Below are 17591 nucleotides of genomic sequence, written 5' to 3'. Positions count from 1 at the left end.
CCATGACGCAAGTTGCATTGATGCGGCCCCGCGAATTCGGCTTGCATGATGATGTTTTCAGAGAGGGAAGAATAATGCTCGACACAAATATGAAAACCCAGCTCAAGGCTTATCTTGAGAAACTGACCAAACCTGTTGAGCTGATTGCTACGCTGGATGACAGCGCTAAATCGGCAGAAATCAAGGAACTGCTGACTGAAATTGCTGAACTGTCAGAAAAAGTCACCTTTAAAGAAGATAATACTCTGGACGTACGTAAGCCATCGTTCCTGATTACCAATCCTGGTTCTCACCAGGGGCCGCGCTTTGCCGGTTCTCCGCTGGGGCATGAGTTTACCTCTCTGGTTCTGGCGCTGTTGTGGACCGGTGGTCATCCGTCAAAAGAGGCACAGTCACTGCTGGAGCAGATCCGCGACCTCGACGGGGACTTTGAGTTTGAAACCTATTATTCGCTTTCCTGCCATAACTGCCCGGATGTGGTGCAAGCGCTCAACCTGATGTCTGTACTTAACCCACGCATCAAGCATACGGCGATTGATGGCGGTACATTCCAGAACGAAATTACCGATCGTAACGTCATGGGCGTACCGGCGGTCTATATGAACGGCAAAGAGTTCGGCCAGGGTCGTATGACGCTGACTGAAATCGTAGCGAAAGTGGATACCGGTGCAGAAAAGCGCGCAGCGGAAGAGTTGAATAAGCGTGATGCTTACGATGTGCTGATCGTCGGTTCGGGTCCTGCCGGGGCAGCGGCTGCGGTGTACTCTGCACGTAAAGGTATTCGCACCGGTCTGATGGGCGAACGCTTTGGCGGTCAGGTTCTTGATACCGTTGATATCGAAAACTACATCTCTGTACCGAAAACCGAAGGCCAGAAACTGGCTGGCGCACTGAAAGCACATGTTGATGATTACGATGTTGATGTTATTGATAGCCAGAGTGCGAGCAAACTGGTTCCGGCAGCTCAGGAAGGTGGTTTGCATCAGATTGAAACGGCTTCCGGCGCGGTGTTGAAAGCACGCAGCATCATCATTGCTACCGGTGCAAAATGGCGCAACATGAATGTTCCGGGTGAAGATCAGTATCGCACCAAGGGCGTAACCTACTGTCCGCACTGTGATGGCCCGCTGTTTAAAGGCAAGCGTGTCGCGGTGATAGGTGGCGGTAACTCGGGTGTTGAAGCGGCTATCGATCTGGCGGGTATCGTCGAGCACGTGACGTTGCTGGAATTTGCCCCGGAAATGAAAGCCGATCAGGTTCTGCAGAATAAAGTCCGCAGTCTGAAAAACGTCGACATTATTCTGAATGCGCAAACCACAGAAGTGAAAGGCGACGGCAGTAAAGTCACCGGTCTGGAGTATCGTGACCGCGTCAGCGGTGATATCCACAATGTGGAACTGGCGGGTATCTTTGTGCAGATTGGCCTGTTGCCAAATACCAACTGGCTGGAAGGCGCCGTTGAGCGTAACCGCATGGGTGAAATCATCATTGATGCCAAGTGCGAGACCAGCGTGAAGGGCGTTTTCGCGGCCGGAGACTGCACCACCGTACCGTATAAGCAGATTATCATTGCGACTGGCGAAGGTGCCAAAGCATCATTGAGCTCGTTTGATTATCTGATTCGCACCACAACCGTATAAGAAAGTAAGACTCACCTGCAAAAGAAGCGAAATGCCCGATAGCACAAGCATATCGGGCCTACAAATGGGATATCATCGGTTTGTAGGAGAAAGAGGCTACCGGAAGGTAGCCTCTTTTTTTATTAGCGAACTACCAGCACCGGTAAGGTAGCGTGGCGGACAACGCTGGAGGCGTTAGATCCGAGCAGATGGGTGCTGATTGATGGGTTACGCGATCCGATGACCACCACATCTGCATTCAACTCTTCACCCAATTCGTTTACCACATCACGCACGCTACCAAAGCGAACGTGCTGCTTAATGCGGGAAGGATCGATACTGAAGTGACCGACCATCGTTTGCAGACGGGTTTCCGCTTCGTGTTGCAGATGCTCTTCAAAACGACGAACGTCAGCGGCAAAACGGTGCAGACTCAGACTGGCAGAACCCGGGAGCACATGCAGCAGATGGATCACCCCTTTATCTTGTGCCAGAAATTCTGCATGGCGAACAGCCTTGTCGCTCAGTTCCATTTCGAATACATCAACAGGCATTATGATTGTGTTGTACATAAACATTCTCCTTGTCATTACATGAACACATAACAGCATAGTATTAAAAATGATTCTGTCAGTCACGACACAGATTTATGTTTTGCGAACAGGAGAAAAGGAAGTGTAGTAAGTGAAAGAAAGCAGGGGTTGAAGCGGAAAGAGGATGCGGATGCATCCCCTGTAAGATAAAGCGAGTCGCTTTGATAAGACAGAGTTAGCGCAGGTAGTCGCCTGCAGCTTCAGGCTGGTACTCAAGCTCGATGACTTCGAGGTGGGTCGATGTACCGCCCGGTAATTCCCAATGGATCGTATCGCCAACGCGCAGGCCCAGAAGCGCTGCACCGACTGGCGCCATTACCGAAAGCTGTGTACTGCTGTCAGTCATATTGGCCGGATATACCAGGGTACGTACACGCACTTCGCCATCGCTCAGATTGCGGAATTTCACGCGGCTGTTCATGGTCACCACGTCGTGCGGCATGGTTTCCGGGGAACACATTTGGGCGCGATCCAGTTCAGCGTTTAATGCGTCCGCTATCGGTAAACCAGCAAACGCAGGTTGCTCCAACAGGCGGTCAATGCGTTCCGCATCGAGGTCGTTAATGATAATAGTTGGTCTGGACATTTATTACTCCATGTCGTCGATACTGCGGATGCGCAGGTAAATAATCCCAAAAGAAAACCCTCACCGTCAGGCGGCAAGGGTTTAGCTTTTATGATGATACTGAGACTTACCCCATGTTTGAAGTGATTTAGTTCACATTCAGGCAAATCATCAATATTGCTGCAGATGAAGGGGGTGGCAAAAAACGTGATCGTTCTCAAATTTGCATTATGCTTTTTAAGCGCTCGCTGCGGGCGCGCCACGACAACTCAGTGTTCCTCGACAGGAGATCTCATGAGCCAGTACGACAAACTTACCTTAAAAGATGGCAGTTATTTGCATTTCAAAGACTGGGGAAGCGGCCAGCCCATTGTGTTCAGCCATGGTTGGCCGCTAACCGCAGATGCATTTGAAGATCAGATGTTGTTTCTCGGGTCGAAAGGATTTCGTGTGATAGCCCATGACAGACGAGGGCACGGGCGTTCGGCCCAGCCCTGGGATGGCCACAATATGGATCAGTATGCTGACGATTTGGCCGAACTTACCGCGTATCTCAATCTCAAAGATGCTGTGCATGTCGGGCACTCTACCGGCGGTGGCGAAGTTGCTCGTTATATTGGCCGCCATGGGACGCAGAGGGTCGCAAAAGCGGTACTCATTGGTGCGGTAACGCCCATCATGATCAAAACCGACTTTAACCCGAATGGTGTACCTAAGGAGGTGTTTGATGGCATTCGTGAAGGCGTTGTGAACGATCGTGCTGCCTTTTTCTATGAGCTGACGGCCGCATTCTATGGCTACAATCGACCGGGCGCAAAGGAGTCGAAGGCGGTCCGTGAAAGTTTTGTCGAACAGGGCTTACAAGGATCAATCAAAGCACTGTACGACTGTATCCATGCGTTCTCGGAAACAGACTTGCGTGAAGATCTCAAAAAAATGACCATCCCGACGTTGGTGATCCATGGTGACGACGATCAGATTGTCCCGTTTGAAACCTGCGGTAAGGTCGCGGCAGAAATCCTACCAGATGCGCAGTTGAAGGTGTATGCCGGTGGATCTCACGGTATTTGCACCACCCATAAGCAACAGATCAACGGTGACCTGCTCAACTTTATTCAGTCGTAATCGTTGGCAGATTGTTCTACGCTGATCTTCTTTTTCCAGGGGGATGAGCGAAGCATAATTTGTGCTGCGCTGACGTTAACTTCAACAGGGAACGCTATGTATTTCTATCAACCGTCACAGGGACACGGCCTGCCACATGACCCGCTAAATGCCATCATTGGACCGCGCCCGATTGGCTGGATTGCGTCGAGTGACAGTAACGGTCGGCATAATCTGGCACCGTACAGTTTCTTTAACTGCTTTAACTATCATCCACCGATTATCGGTTTTGCCAGCAGCGGCTGGAAAGACAGTGTGCAGAATATTATCGAAACAGGTGAGTTTGTCTGGAACCTGACCACCCTTGAGCTGGCCACTGCGATGAACGAAACGTCAGCCAGCTTGCCGCACGGCGAGGACGAGTTTTTTGCCGCCGGGCTTAGCAAGGCAGATAGCCGGATAGTCAACGTGCCGCGCGTGGCGCAAAGCCCGGTCAATTTTGAGTGTCGTTTATCACAGAGCCTGCAACTGACGGCCGCAGATGGCTCACCGGTTGATACCTGGCTGGTATTGGGGGAAGTGGTGGGCATCCACATCGATGAAACGCTGCTGGAAGACGGCATCTATCAGACGGCGAAAGCGAAGCCGGTACTGCGTGCTGGTGGGCCAACGGCGTATTATTCGATCAGTGAAACACACCGTTTTGATTTAGTTCGCCCGGACGCCCGAGCAAAACGCTAAGCTTACGGACCGACGCCAGCTTGCAGCGTCGGTCGCAAGTTTCAATATCCCACTTTGTCGATAATAAACTGTTTACCACAGCTACCTGGATGTGGTTGCGGTAAGAATGACTGTGCAGATAACGTCTGGTTGATGTTGTCGGCTTTCAGGGAGAACTGGATCTCAGTGAGATACGCTGGATTGCCGTGGCAGCTTAGCTTCACAGCTTTGACGTTCTCTTTGCCCCAGCTTTTGGCAACTGCAGCGTCAAATGCGTTACGGCTGACGGTTTTGCCGTAGTTTTCCGCCAGGAATTTGCCCACCTCGCTGTTCTTAACCTCATTATTCAGCCGTACCATCGTGCCAAAGTACGCGTCGGGATCAAAACCGAAACACGCGCCATGTTTGGCATACTCGTAACGTTCCAGACAGGATCTCCCTCCAGCGCCGGGCATTACAGCGCTGAGTTTTGCTGCGCTTTCCAGCGACAGTCCGGTTTCGGGGGCCGCGCATTTACGGCTGGCACGTGCTTCAGGCAGGTTGGGAATTGGTCGCGTTGCGCAGCCAAAACGCATCCAGCGGCGGTTGTCTACTCCACGGGCGGCAATGGATTTAGGCAGGCTGGGCCATAAACCGTGAACGGTCAGGAAATCCGCTTTGTCTGCGCTCTCTTTTTGTAAACGACATTCGTCAGGTTCCTGACGATTACGCTCGTATTGGCTCTGACAAAATCCGGTTTGCCAGGAGAGGGCCAGCACGTAGCTGTCAAAGTCAGCGTACTGTTTTGCCTGGAGTTCATCGGCCTGAGCCGCAGAAACTGGCAGCAGAAGCGCTGCCAGTAATGAAGAATAACGCCATGTTGATGTCATGATGATTTCGAATACTTATATAAATTCTGAATATCATCTATTTAATCATAAAAAATGCCAGTCAGGTTTAGCTGACTGGCATCATTTTCATCAGGCGTGAACCGAAATGATTAGCTCCACATTGCCAGAATCGGCCAGCCGACCAGCAGAAGCATAGAGATGTAGATAACGCCGAAGATAGCACCCAGACGCCAGTAGTCTTTAGACTTCACATAACCACAGCCGTAGATGATAACGCCAGGGCCTGTTGCATACGGAGTCAGACAGCCCATGATACCGATGGACAACACCAGCAGGATACACAGGTGTTCCATCGGCACGCCCGGGATACCTTTACCTACCGCCAGAATAACCGGCAGCATGGTGGCGGTGTGCGCAGAAAGGCTGGCAAACAGGTAGTGAGCAAAGTAGAACACCAGCACCAGAACGATTACTGTTGCGTTAGGCGAGAAGCCTTCCAGGTGCGTGCTCATGGTGTTGGCGAACCAGTCGATAAAGCCTGAACGGGTTAAACCGTTGGCCATTACTACCAGAGTGGCAAGGTTGACCAGGGTGTTCCATGCGCTGTTATAGCGGGTAATATCTTTCCACGGTACCACGTGCAGCGCCAGCATCAGGGAGACTGCCAGCAGGCCCACTGCGGTAGCGTCAATGAGCTTGCCACCGAAAACCCACAGACCCAGGCTGAGCAGAACCAGACCGATCAGCGTTATCTCTTTACGGGTCAGTTTACCCATGGTTTTCAGTTCATCACCGGCCCATGCGGCAACTTCAGCACTGTGGGTGACTTCCGGCTTGTACAGAACATAGGACAGCCACGGAGCAACGATCAGCAAAATAATACCGACCGGCAGGAAGCTGAGGAACCACTGCAACCAGCTGATTTGAATCCCGGCGATTTTGTTAACGAATTCCAGACCCAGTACGTTTGGCGCAGCGCCGGTAACGAACATAGAGGAGCTCAGGCTGGTACTGATAACCATCATCCACATCAGATATCCGCCGATACGGCGCGCGGAAGGATCGTTAGGGAAGGATTTAAACAGCGGCGGCAGGTTTTTGATAACCGGGAATACAGTACCACCGGTACGCGCGGTGTTGGACGGTGTAAACGGCGCCAGCAGAATGTCGATGATAACAATCGCATAGCCCAGCGTCAGGGTACGTTTCCCCATGAATTTCACCAGGAACAGCGCGATACGACGACCCAGACCGGTGACCTCATAACCCAGCGCGAAAATAAACGCACCAAACACCAACCACACGGTGGTGCTGGAGAAGCCCGCCAGACCCCATTTCAGCGCTTGCTTACCCGCTTTAAATGCCGGGTCGGCCAGTTCTGAAGCATCAAACAGCAGATAGTTGCTGCCGATAACGCAGATCGTTACGGCGATAAAGCTGATCGCTGTTGCCGGAATTGGCTCCAGGATCATACCGACGATCATCGCCACAAACACGGCAAAGTAGTGCCAGGCCTGTGGAGGCATTCCATCAGGGACGGGGATAAGAAACATGACGCCCATTACGACCAATGGGGCCAGTAACTTCCATATTTTATCTTTTGCTAAAGACATGTGTGATTCTCCGGAAAGGATCTTTAATTGTGATAATGATGAACTTGTGAAATCTGAGCTAAGAACCAGGTGACGATCAGCAGATCGGCGCAGCCTCCGGGACTGAGGTTGCGTTCAATGCACTGTTGGTCGAACTGGTGTAGGTATTCGAGATCGGCAGGGGTACGAATCCCCCCTTGCTGTATCAGGGCGGTGGCCTGCTGCTGTAGCCAACGCAGACCTTCTGCGCCGCCACGTGAAGCCACGTTGGTGTCGCCGTTGATTGACATCAGCAGCAATAAAGTGTCGAGTAACGCCAGTTCAGGGTCGCGGCCCTGAGTCAGCAGTGCGCGGTAGTGCGGCAGGGCATGCTGGATGACGAGCGGGTATCCCGCTTCGGCTTCGCCCCGTGCGCCGGTTAATCCCAGTTGCTGATAAAGACGTTGGCCAGCCGTGAGTTGTTGATTGTTCTGGCGCAGTTCGCGCTCGGTCAGGCCCCGGCAAAATGTTGCTGCCGTAGAGCAAATGGTTTCAGCGGTAACAGTCAGTTGGAGCTGGTGCAGGCGGCCAATGGCGGCACACAGCAGTCCCAGAGAAAAGATGCTGCCTTTGTGGGTATTTACCCCAGCGGTGGCGCGAAACATATCAGCTTCGCAGGCCATACCCAGCGGACGCAGTCCTTTCAATACATCCTCAGGCGACAGCTGTGCGCTAAACGCCCCATATTCAATAAAACGTGGCAGCCAGGCCTGGATAGCCTCTGCGCTGCGATGAAAATCTTCCAGCGCCATATCTTTATGCGCGCCATTATTAATGCGATCCACCAGACCCGGCTTGGGCGATAAGTTGACTTCAGTCAGCATGGCGCGCCAGGCAAGTGTTGCGTAGGCGTCGGGCAGATCCAGTGGAAGGACTGCGTTATTCGTCGATGTTGCGGGAATCGGCATCATGCAGCAGTGCCTCCATTTGAATGAGTAAGTCGGAAAGCGCGTGGGTTTTACCCCGCGCACATTCTGCAGCGCTTTGCTCGCACAACAGACAGCGGCGGGCAGGAAGCGCGAAATGACGCCGGGACAGAATTTCCCCTTCAGGGGTCAGGACATCGATGTCCCATAACCGTCCCAGCGGATGTGAATGCTCAAGCCCGATAGTGGCGAGCTTGAGGTCGTTGGCTGGTGCCTCGATGGACAACAGACCTTCCGGACCGCTGGCGGAGACCAGCGCAGTTTGCTCCCTGACAATCCAGGATGATTGTTTCGCCAGCGCAAGCAGGGCGATGACGCCGTGATTAAAGATGCGACGGGTTAATTCGCTGTCTTTGATCGGACCTGGCGCTACCACGGTAAAAGAGACCGATGGCGCGTGGTGACGCGTGAGCCAGGCATGTTGCCTCGCTTGTCTCTCATCACGGCTGGCGAGCAGCTCGGGAATGGAAACCGCGTGGCAGGTGGCGTGTTCAGGGAGCAGGTGCATGGCTTATTCCTTCACCTGATGCACAACGTCAATCACTGAGCCATCGCGATAACGCACAACGGCAATTACGCGGTCAGTAAATTCGATTGCGCGTGGCTGACCGGTAAGCTGCTGTGCACGTTCGCGTAACCATTCAATGGACACGACTTTCATACCCGCTTCTTGCAGACGTTCTGCCAGCTCAGGGCGCGCAGGGTTGACGGCGATACCGTGGTCAGTGACCAGGATATCAACGCTGGAACCTGGGGTTACGCAGGTCAGGACGTTATCAACCAGCGTCGGGATGCGCCCGCGAACCAGCGGTGCGACGATGATGGAAAGCGCTGCGGCAACAGCTGTATCACAGTGACCACCGGATGCGCCGCGCAGTACGCCGTCAGAACCGGTCAGTACGTTAACGTTGAAGTGGGTATCCACTTCAAGTGCGCTCAGCACCACGACGTCCAGACGATCGACAGAGGCGCCTTTTGAGCCCCAGTTGGCATACTGGTTAGCACTGATTTCAATGTGATTTGGATTGCGGGCCAGGGACTCAGCCGCATTACGGTCGAAGCTCTGTACATCCAGCAGTTTGCGGATTAAACCTTTCTCATGCAGGTCAACGATGGTGGCAGTGATACCGCCCAGCGCAAAGTCAGCACGGATGTCGCGGCTGCGCATTTTGTCTTCCAGGAAACGGGTAACGGCCAGAGACGCGCCGCCGGTGCCTGTCTGCAGTGAGAAGCCTTCATTGAAGTAGCCGGAGTTAGCAATAACCTCTGCTGCGCTGCGGGCGATCAGCAATTCGCGCGGGTTGGTGGTCATGCGAGTGGCATCAGCACCAATTTTGTCCGCATCACCGACCTGATCGATCTGCACGATCAGATCCACCTGATCCTGGGTAATGCTGGCTGGATTATGCGGGTAGGTCAGCAGCTGTTCGGTCAGCAGGACAACCTGTTTTGCGTTTTCGGCGTCTACGCGGGCATAGCCCAGTGAGCCGCAGCACGCTTTACCGGTATAACCGTTGGCGTTACCAAACGGGTCACAGGACGGCACGCCGAGGAAGGCGACATCAATGTTGAGCTCGCCGCTTTGTACCAGATGTACACGACCACCGTGAGAGTGGACCTGAACAGGTTCAGCCAGCAGACCGCGAGAGATCTCTTCTGCCAGCGGGCCACGCAGACCAGAAGTATAAATACGGCTGACGACACCCTGACGAATGTGTTCAACCAGCGGCGCATGGCAGTCGCTCAGGGAGCTGGAAGCCAGCGTCAGGTTTTTAAAGCCCATTGCAGCGATGGTATCCATCACCAGGTTGATCGTCAGATCGCCACCACGGAAAGCGTGGTGGAAGGAGATGGTCATGCCATCCTGTAAGCCTGAACGGCGAATGGCCTCTTCCAGGTTAGCGCACAGTTTTTTGTTGCGCGGTTTTTGCGCCTGTAATTCAACTTTTGCGGTGCTCTGATAAGCGGAAAGCTCGCTTTCTGCATGACGGCTCCAGGTCGCCACGCGATCCTGGCGTTGAGACTGTTCGATTTTCTGCGTCATTTTTTTGCCTTATTCTTCGCGAATGCCGGAAAGTTCTGCACGGGAGATAACCAGAAGGGCGCGCTCGATAACCGGGCTGTCGACCATCTTGCCGTTGAGGGAAACTACGCCACGGCCTTCACGGGCGGCGGCTTCAGCGGCTTCTACCACCAGACGTGCGTGAGCCAGCTCTTTGCGCGTCGGGGCATATAGGTTGTGCAGGAGTTCAATCTGACGCGGGTTGATGAGCGACTTACCATCGAAACCCAGTTGCTTGATGTGTGCGGCTTCGTGCAGGAAACCCGCTTCGTTATTGGCATCGGAATAGACGGTATCGAACGCCTGAATGCCAGCCGAACGCGCAGCCTGCAGAATTGAGCAGCGGGCAAACAGCAGTTCAGTACCTTCCGGGGAGCGTTCAGTGCGCAGGTTACGCACGTAGTCTTCTGCGCCGAGCGCAATACCGATCAGACGCTCGGAAGCATGGGCAATTTCTACCGCGCGGGTAATACCTAATGGTGATTCGATAGCGGCCAACAGACCGGTGCTGCCGGGTTCACGACCACAGGCTTTCTCGATGCGCAGGATTTCGCTTTCGATGTCGATGACATCCTGGGCGGTATCCGTTTTGGGTAAACGTACGATGTCAGCACCACCGCGTACCACGGCTTCAAGGTCGTTGATGCCCCATTCGGAGTCGAGGGCGTTTACGCGCACGATAGTTTCAACGTCGTGATACAGCGGATGCTGCAGCGCGTGATAGACCATGCGGCGCGCGGTGTCTTTCTCACGCAGTGCGACGGAGTCTTCCAGGTCGAACATCAGCGCATCTGCCGGGTAGATGAATGAGTTGCTGACCATCGCGGCGTTAGCGCCTGGTACGAACAACATGCTGCGGCGTGTGCGGGATTTACGTTGTTGTAAAGAATCGGAAATCATTGGCAATCCTCCCATGGCAGTGCCGGAATGCCGCTGGCGCGGGCCAGTAATGCTTCCAGTCGCGCACGTAAAATGCAGTCCAGTGCGCCTTTATCATCAACATTTAATTGCACGCCGCGGACGTTATAGCGGGACAGAACGTCCAGAATGGTGGCCCTGATGGCATCACCGAACTGCTTTTCGACGCTACTGTTAACCTGCAGGTCAATATCCTGCGTATCGAGCGGGGCGATGCGGATCATCACATCACCGGACTCGAGAGTGCCTGCGACGGCTGCCTGGTTTATTTTCATTTTTCACCTGTTGCTAATGCGGGGGTATTTTGGCGGACTGCCGCAGCCGATGAGGTTCGCTCAACCATGCTTTGCAAGTAGTGCAGCGTGGCCTCGGGTACCAGGGATGCGATAGCCGTGAGATCTTTTTTAACCAGCAGCTTGCGCACCCAGGAGGCGGAAATCGGCATCTCCTGGAAACACAGCCGCTCAATTTCCACCAGTTCAATCGGCGGGGCGGGAAGTGTTGGGGTCTCCAGCCAGTAGCGCATATCGTTGTTGTACTGGGAGGTGACGGTGCAATATGGCTCAGTACCGACGAAACGGTGCGTAACGCCGAGTGCCGGGGCCAGGTACTGACGGAAAATTTTCAGGTCTATTTCGGTGTAGCAGTGGTTAATAACGCTCTGCTCTTTAATGAAGTAGCACGGGAACGTGGCGCGAGAGATGATGTATTCCGAACCGCGGTGTACGGTTAAACGTGGAATATCTTTTGTCCCTTTGAGGACCAGGTCCAGTCGGTCTTCATACGGGAAACGCGAAGTATCTTCTTTCACCAAAAACAGATGCAGCCAGTCGCACTGTGCGGCGGCTTGTTGGATCAGAAAACGGTGCCCGTTGGTGAAGGGGTTGGCATTCATCACGATACAGCCAATTTTTTTCCCTTCACGGCGCTGTTTTGCCAGTGATTCAGCGTAACGTTTGAGGCGAGTGGTGCTGTTTTCCATCAGTACCATAATGCCGGGCACGCTGGTCAGCGTCGAAAAGCCGCACTGCTTAAACAGTGACTCATACTCGGTTTTGGTATAGATGAAGAGATGGGTGCAATGCCGCTCGTAGGCGAGGTTGATTAACTCAGTCGCCAGCGTCAGCGCTAAGCCTTCACCGCGTACGGATTCACAGATCGCGACGCATTTAATGATATTGCCGGCGATACCGCCACAGGCGATCAGACGATCGTTACGGGTGACGGTGATAAATACTTCGACGGTGGTATCAACGCTCAAATCGTTCTCTTTCAGAAATTGAGCGATAACCGCCATCTTTTTATTTTCTGAGCGTTTAACTTGCGTGAATATATTATTACCGAACATAGTAAATAGAGCCCCGATGGTATATTTGTTACTGGGTTTCTGTTTTTGTTGCTCTGTTTAGCAACTTGATAACGTTTTGTTTGCAATTGAAGGGAATGTTTTTTTATTACGGAGTATTTCTTTTTTTCCCTGTTGCATACATCGTAAGGAGTATTTTGGCGGCAAATTTTGATTTATTTCACAATAAGTTAGATGGTTTTAATGTGTTTTATGGTTTTAAGTTTTTTAATTAATTTAACCCGAAAATAGCGTGTGGTTTTTATTTGTTTAATTGATTTAAGGTGGGGAATCTGTAACGATCCTATTTTAGGCCGTGACTTGTAAATAAAACATTTTTATTACATATACAACGAAAAATAAGTTTCGGTTAACGTCGGTGAGGAAAAAACATGTCAAAAAAGAAAAATAAAACACGGTTTCCTTTTTTTCGCAGTCTGGCGTTTCCGTTGCGTATTTTTCTACTCATTCTGGTCGTTTCTGTTTTTATCATCGCGGCGTTAGCACAATACTTTACCGCCAGCTTTGAAGATTATCTGACAACGCATGTCCGCGATATGGCAATGAATCAGGCGAAAATTATCGCTTCCAACGACAGCATTATTGCTGCCGTAAAGCACCGTGATTACGAGCGTCTGGCAACGATAGCGGATAAGTTGCAGAGCGGGACTGACTTTGACTATGTGGTTATTGGCGATACCCACTCGATCCGTCTTTATCACCCTAATCCGGATAAAATTGGCTACCCCATGCAGTTCACCAAACCCGGCGCGCTGGAGAAAGGGGAAAGCTACTTTATTACCGGTAAAGGATCTATCGGGATGGCGATGCGCGCCAAAACCCCTATCTTTGATGATGATGGTAAAATCATCGGTGTTGTCTCAATTGGCTACCTGATCAGTAAAATAGACAGCTGGCGCTCGGATTTCTTACTTCCGATGGCTGGGGTGTTCATTCTGTTGTTACTGGTGCTTATGTTACTTTCCTGGTTTTTTGCCGCCCATATTCGGCGTCAGATGTTGGGTATGGAGCCTAAACAAATCGCGCGGGTGGTACGTCAGCAGGAGGCGCTGTTTAGCTCAGTCTACGAAGGCTTAATTGCTGTTGATCCTGACGGGTGCATTACGGCGATAAACCGCAGTGCGAGAAAAATGCTGGGGCTCTCGTCGCCTGGACGTAAGTGGTTGGGTAAGCCGATTGCGGACGTCGTTCAGCCAGCAGACTTTTTTACCCAGCAGATTGCGGAAAAGCGCCAGGATGCGATGGTTAACTTTAATGGGTTGAGTGTTATTGCCAACCGCGAGGCTATCCGCTCAGGCGATGAACTGCTCGGGGCAATCATCAGTTTTCGTAGTAAAGATGAAATTGCTACCCTTAATGCGCAATTAACGCAGATCAAACAGTATGTAGAGAGCCTGAGAACGCTGCGCCATGAGCACCTGAACTGGATGTCGACCATCAATGGCCTGCTGCAAATGAAAGAATATGACAAGGTTCTGGCCATGGTGCAGGGAGAATCCCAGGCGCAGCAGCAACTCATTGATAGTCTGCGCGGCGCTTTCGCCGATCGTCAGGTTGCAGGCCTGCTGTTTGGCAAGGTACAGCGTGCGCGGGAACTGGGTCTCACAATGACCATTGTGCCTGGCAGTCAACTGCATAAACTTCCTGAGGGGTTGGATAGCACAGAGTTTGCAGCAATTGTTGGCAATCTGCTTGATAATGCTTTTGAAGCCAGTTTGCGTACCCAGCAGGGTAACAAGGTCGTTGAACTCTATCTGAGCGATGAGGGCGATGAGGTGATCATCGAAGTCGCCGATCAAGGTTGTGGCGTACCGGAAGCATTGCGCGAAAAAATATTTGAACAGGGTGTGAGCACTCGTACCGATGAACCAGGCGAACATGGCATCGGTTTGTATCTGATTGCAAGTTATGTGAGGCGCTGTAATGGGGTTATTACGCTCGAAGATAACGCCCCCTGCGGCACCTTATTTTCTTTATTTCTTCCGAAAGTGAAAAAAAACAATGACGGAACCATTAACGCTGTTAATCGTTGAGGATGAAACGCTACTGGCGGAAATGCATGCTGAATATATCCGCCATATACCCGGTTTTAGCCAGATATGGCTGGCGGGTAATCTTGCGCAGGCAAGAATGATGATTGAGCGTTTTAAGCCCGGTTTGATTCTTCTTGATAATTACTTGCCGGATGGCAAGGGCATAACTCTGTTACACGAGCTGACTCAGGCACGTTACCCTGGCGGCGTGGTGTTTACCACGGCAGCCAGTGATATGGATACGGTCTCCGAAGCCGTACGCAGCGGGGCGTTTGATTATCTGGTTAAACCCATAGCCTACGAGCGACTGGGGCAGACGCTCACCCGCTATCAGCAACGCAGAAGAATGCTGGCCGGTAATGACAGTGCCAGCCAAAAACAGATTGATGAAATGTTTAATGCCTATGCGCGCGGTGAGCCGAAAGGGGATTTGCCGACGGGGATCGACGCGCTAACGCTGAATGCTGTACTGAAGTTATTTGCTGATCCGACGGTACATCATACTGCGGAAACGATCGCCCAGGCGCTAACCATCAGCCGTACAACATCCAGACGCTACCTGGAGTACTGTGCCAGCCGCCATTTGATCATTGCAGAGATTATTCACGGGAAGGTAGGTAGACCGCAGCGTATTTACCACGGCGGCTAATACACGTCATCCTTTAAGCTGCCTCTTTGTTGGCTGCGTGCAGAAACCCCAGTCACATAGTTATCTATGCTCCTGGGGATGTCTTCACTTGCCGCCGCGATGCAGCATAAATGATTTTGTGTATTAAGGTCAGGTATTAACAGGTATCGTTAACCGCCAATCAGGGCAGACGTTGCCGGTACCATCACTTCAGTGGCGATAATCACAATCAGCAGTCCGACCATTACCGGAACAGAAGTTCGTTTTACGACTTCAAACGGTGAAATCTTCGCCATCCCCGCGACAGCCACAACCACACCGGATACCGGGGAGATTGTGCGTCCGAGGTTTGACGCCTGCAGCATTGGGATCGAAAGGTAGGCAGGGTTGATACCGGAAGAGTGCGCCAGTTTTGGGATCATCTCAACGAAGGCGTAGAAAGGCGCGTTACCGGAGCCCGTGGTCATTGCGGCCAGCATGGTCAGAATCACCAGGACCAGCATCAGAATAATGCTCGCAGAACCAAATGAGGTGGCGATAGAGATCAGACTCTGAATAAAGCCAATGGTGCTCAGACCCTGAGCAAATACACCGGCTGCAACTAACAACATGACGACGTTAGCAAAGGCATCTGCCATTCCGCGGTAGGCGACTTCCAGACCTGAGAAAACCTTCTGGGTGTTGAATCCGCGGATGAACTCCAGCACTGCGGCAATAAGCATGCACAGCACCAGAATCGTGATAATGTGCAGTTGCGGGCCCCATTTACCATCAAAAATCAGTACACCGACGATCGGGGTAAACGGCAGAACGGCGTAAAACGAGGGAGCCGTAGTGGTGATTTCTGCCACATCTAACATTTCGTGAGAGATGTTCTCTTTTTTATCCAGATAGCGCTGCCAGAAGTAATGAGCAATCGCCATACCAATAATGGCAGCAATGGAAATCGGCAACGTGGTTTTAAACGCGAAGTCGATCAGTGGCATTTCCGCTGCTTTTGCAGCCAGCACGACATCCCCGGAAGTTGGAGAAAGAATGATTGCGGCAGGGGAGGCGCAAATGGCCGCCGCAGCACCACGACTGATCCCAACGTTAACCATGACCGGAAAGAGTGTCGCCATCAACAGCACGCCCAGCCCGGTTGCCGAAGAGACTGCCAGTGACATCAGGCAGGCAACAAAATAGGCGGCAATCATTAGCATGTAAGGCGAGTTGATATATTGCAGGGGCCTGGAGGCCAGCTTAACGACCATATCGTTCGCGCCGATATGCGTCATGTAGGCGGCAAAACCACACAGCATCATAATCATCATGCCGAGGTCGCCGCCGCGGCTCATCAGCAAAATTTTAATATATTCAACAATATCTGTCGCGGTGTAGCCGGTACTTTCGGCACTGCCGGGCAGAACTTTATGTCCCATCAGGGCGCTGATAATCAATAAAACCAGGCCCCCGACAAACAATACGCCGGTCGCGGAATAACCTTTAATGATGTAGCGAGCCACACCCACAATAACAACGACTCCAATAAGGAGTTCTATAAATGTCAACATTGTTTCCCCTGTCATATTGACGCCCAGAAAGTAAAAAAACTAAAAAAAGCATAAAGCGGTGTGAGAATGTGCCTAATAAACACCTGCCTCTTGCTGATTAAAATCAATAAAAATACGGATTCAACCGATGGCGCAGGCGTTTTATCAACATAGCGGATGAAAAGGGAGTACGGCAATCAAAAACTGTGAAACACTCTGGTTTTATGTGTTATTTTGTTTTGTGATGATGCATTAATGTTAATTGATTGTAATTTATTTGGTGTTTTTGCGTAAAAGAAGCCGGTTAATAGAAATAAGAGAACATGTCACATATAAAAACCACAATAAATATAATGACAACGATCTGAAATTTATATGTGGAGAATATTCTGATTTTTTATTAGCGCATCTTTGTTAAGCTAACATTAAGGTTTTGTTTGCTACAATTAATACTAACTCCCAGGATGGTAATTAAGTCGTGATTGTCGCTAAACGTTATTTTCTCATTTTTTCATTTCTTTTTATTCAGTTAGCCTTTATTCCTCAGGGTTTTGCTGAGGATAAAGGGTGGTTTGATACTTTTAAAGATAATGTCAGTGAAACCTGGCAGCAGCCTGAGCATTATGATCTGTATGTGCCGGCCATTACCTGGCATGCGCGTTTTGCCTACGATAAAGAGAAAACCGATCGCTACAACGAACGTCCCTGGGGGGCAGGATTTGGCCAGTCCCGTTGGGATGATAAAGGTAATTGGCACGGGCTCTATATTATGGCCTTCAAGGATTCCTTTAATAAATGGGAGCCGATTGGCGGCTATGGCTGGGAAAAAACCTGGCGACCGCTGGCCGATGATAATTTCCGTCTGGGGCTGGGCTATACAGCTGGTTTCACCGCGCGCGATAACTGGAACTATATTCCCGTGCCATTGATCCTGCCGTTGGCATCGATAGGCTATGGGCCGGCAACGTTCCAGATGACCTACATTCCGGGTACGTATAACAACGGAAATGTCTACTTTGCCTGGATGCGTTTCCAGTTTTGACAGGCTACCTGTATTGTCAGGT

The 17591-nt window shown here is 51.5% G+C and carries 17 protein-coding genes; 6 read left to right on the top strand and 11 right to left on the bottom strand.

Annotation, left to right across the window (positions count from 1 at the left end):
• Positions 1-74: 74 nt before the first annotated feature.
• Positions 75-1640, top strand: coding sequence for an alkyl hydroperoxide reductase subunit F (ahpF, locus tag HV041_RS14085; protein WP_121584350.1), 1566 nt, complete (start codon positions 75-77; stop codon positions 1638-1640).
• Between the two features lie 122 nt (positions 1641-1762).
• On the opposite strand, the gene uspG is transcribed toward ahpF, so the two are convergent.
• Together uspG and rnk are read right to left on the bottom strand one after the other, a co-directional pair.
• Entirely contained in the window at positions 1763-2191 is a 429-nt protein-coding gene (uspG, locus tag HV041_RS14080; RefSeq protein ID WP_005120854.1) for a universal stress protein UspG, read from the bottom strand.
• Between the two features lie 196 nt (positions 2192-2387).
• Positions 2388-2798: a nucleoside diphosphate kinase regulator gene (gene rnk, locus HV041_RS14075; protein ID WP_005120853.1), complete on the bottom strand. Its 411-nt coding sequence runs from the start codon at positions 2796-2798 to the stop codon at positions 2388-2390.
• 273 nt (positions 2799-3071) lie between these two features.
• On the opposite strand from rnk, the gene HV041_RS14070 reads away from it, so the two are divergent.
• Positions 3072-3902, top strand: coding sequence for an alpha/beta hydrolase (locus tag HV041_RS14070; RefSeq protein WP_121584351.1), 831 nt, complete (start codon positions 3072-3074; stop codon positions 3900-3902).
• A gap of 96 nt (positions 3903-3998) precedes the next feature.
• Complete coding sequence (locus HV041_RS14065) at positions 3999-4622, top strand: flavin reductase family protein (protein WP_121584352.1); 624 nt, start codon at positions 3999-4001, stop codon at positions 4620-4622.
• Positions 4623-4663: 41 nt separating this feature from the next.
• Here HV041_RS14065 and rna read toward each other — a convergent pair whose 3' ends face one another.
• The 8 genes from rna to citC form a co-directional block, all read right to left on the bottom strand.
• Positions 4664-5470: a ribonuclease I gene (gene rna / locus HV041_RS14060; RefSeq protein WP_121584353.1), complete on the bottom strand. Its 807-nt coding sequence runs from the start codon at positions 5468-5470 to the stop codon at positions 4664-4666.
• Between the two features lie 110 nt (positions 5471-5580).
• Entirely contained in the window at positions 5581-7044 is a 1464-nt protein-coding gene (gene citT, locus HV041_RS14055; protein ID WP_048212313.1) for a citrate/succinate antiporter CitT, read from the bottom strand.
• Positions 7045-7067: 23 nt separating this feature from the next.
• Positions 7068-7973, bottom strand: a complete 906-nt coding sequence (gene citG / locus HV041_RS14050) for a triphosphoribosyl-dephospho-CoA synthase CitG (protein ID WP_061067504.1) — start codon at positions 7971-7973, stop codon at positions 7068-7070.
• A complete protein-coding gene (gene citX / locus HV041_RS14045; RefSeq protein WP_182294233.1) occupies positions 7942-8496 on the bottom strand; it encodes a citrate lyase holo-[acyl-carrier protein] synthase in 555 nt (184 codons plus the stop codon). Before citX ends, citG begins: the two co-directional genes overlap by 32 nt.
• 3 nt (positions 8497-8499) lie before the next feature.
• Positions 8500-10032 carry a citrate lyase subunit alpha gene (gene citF / locus HV041_RS14040; protein ID WP_048212310.1) on the bottom strand — a complete coding sequence of 511 codons (1533 nt, stop codon included), beginning with the start codon at positions 10030-10032 and terminating at the stop codon, positions 8500-8502.
• A 9-nt stretch (positions 10033-10041) separates the two neighbouring features.
• Positions 10042-10950: an aldolase/citrate lyase family protein gene (locus HV041_RS14035; RefSeq protein ID WP_048212309.1), complete on the bottom strand. Its 909-nt coding sequence runs from the start codon at positions 10948-10950 to the stop codon at positions 10042-10044.
• The gene (gene citD, locus HV041_RS14030; RefSeq protein ID WP_005120843.1) at positions 10947-11243 is read right to left on the bottom strand and encodes a citrate lyase acyl carrier protein; all 297 of its coding nucleotides are present in this window, start codon (positions 11241-11243) and stop codon (positions 10947-10949) included. Before citD ends, HV041_RS14035 begins: the two co-directional genes overlap by 4 nt.
• Positions 11240-12316 (bottom strand): [citrate (pro-3S)-lyase] ligase, encoded by a 1077-nt coding sequence (gene citC, locus HV041_RS14025; RefSeq protein ID WP_048212308.1) that lies wholly within the window; start codon positions 12314-12316, stop codon positions 11240-11242. The genes citD and citC overlap by 4 nt, the downstream gene beginning before the upstream one ends.
• Positions 12317-12705: 389 nt before the next feature.
• On the opposite strand from citC, the gene dpiB reads away from it, so the two are divergent.
• Together dpiB and dpiA are read left to right on the top strand one after the other, a co-directional pair.
• Positions 12706-14367, top strand: a complete 1662-nt coding sequence (dpiB, locus tag HV041_RS14020) for a sensor histidine kinase DpiB (protein ID WP_061067507.1) — start codon at positions 12706-12708, stop codon at positions 14365-14367.
• Complete coding sequence (gene dpiA / locus HV041_RS14015) at positions 14336-15016, top strand: two-component response regulator DpiA (RefSeq protein WP_005120841.1); 681 nt, start codon at positions 14336-14338, stop codon at positions 15014-15016. Before dpiB ends, dpiA begins: the two co-directional genes overlap by 32 nt.
• Positions 15017-15165: 149 nt before the next feature.
• Here dpiA and dcuC read toward each other — a convergent pair whose 3' ends face one another.
• Positions 15166-16548, bottom strand: a complete 1383-nt coding sequence (gene dcuC, locus HV041_RS14010) for an anaerobic C4-dicarboxylate transporter DcuC (protein WP_121584354.1) — start codon at positions 16546-16548, stop codon at positions 15166-15168.
• 457 nt (positions 16549-17005) lie between these two features.
• On the opposite strand from dcuC, the gene pagP reads away from it, so the two are divergent.
• Entirely contained in the window at positions 17006-17569 is a 564-nt protein-coding gene (gene pagP, locus HV041_RS14005; protein ID WP_048212304.1) for a lipid IV(A) palmitoyltransferase PagP, read from the top strand.
• Positions 17570-17591 lie beyond the last annotated feature (22 nt).

This window comes from Citrobacter sp. RHBSTW-00029 (genome assembly GCF_014104295.1).
Lineage (GTDB): Bacteria > Pseudomonadota > Gammaproteobacteria > Enterobacterales > Enterobacteriaceae > Citrobacter > Citrobacter youngae.
Note: the sequence above shows the minus strand (reverse complement) of the source record. Positions and strands in the feature narration are given on the sequence as shown.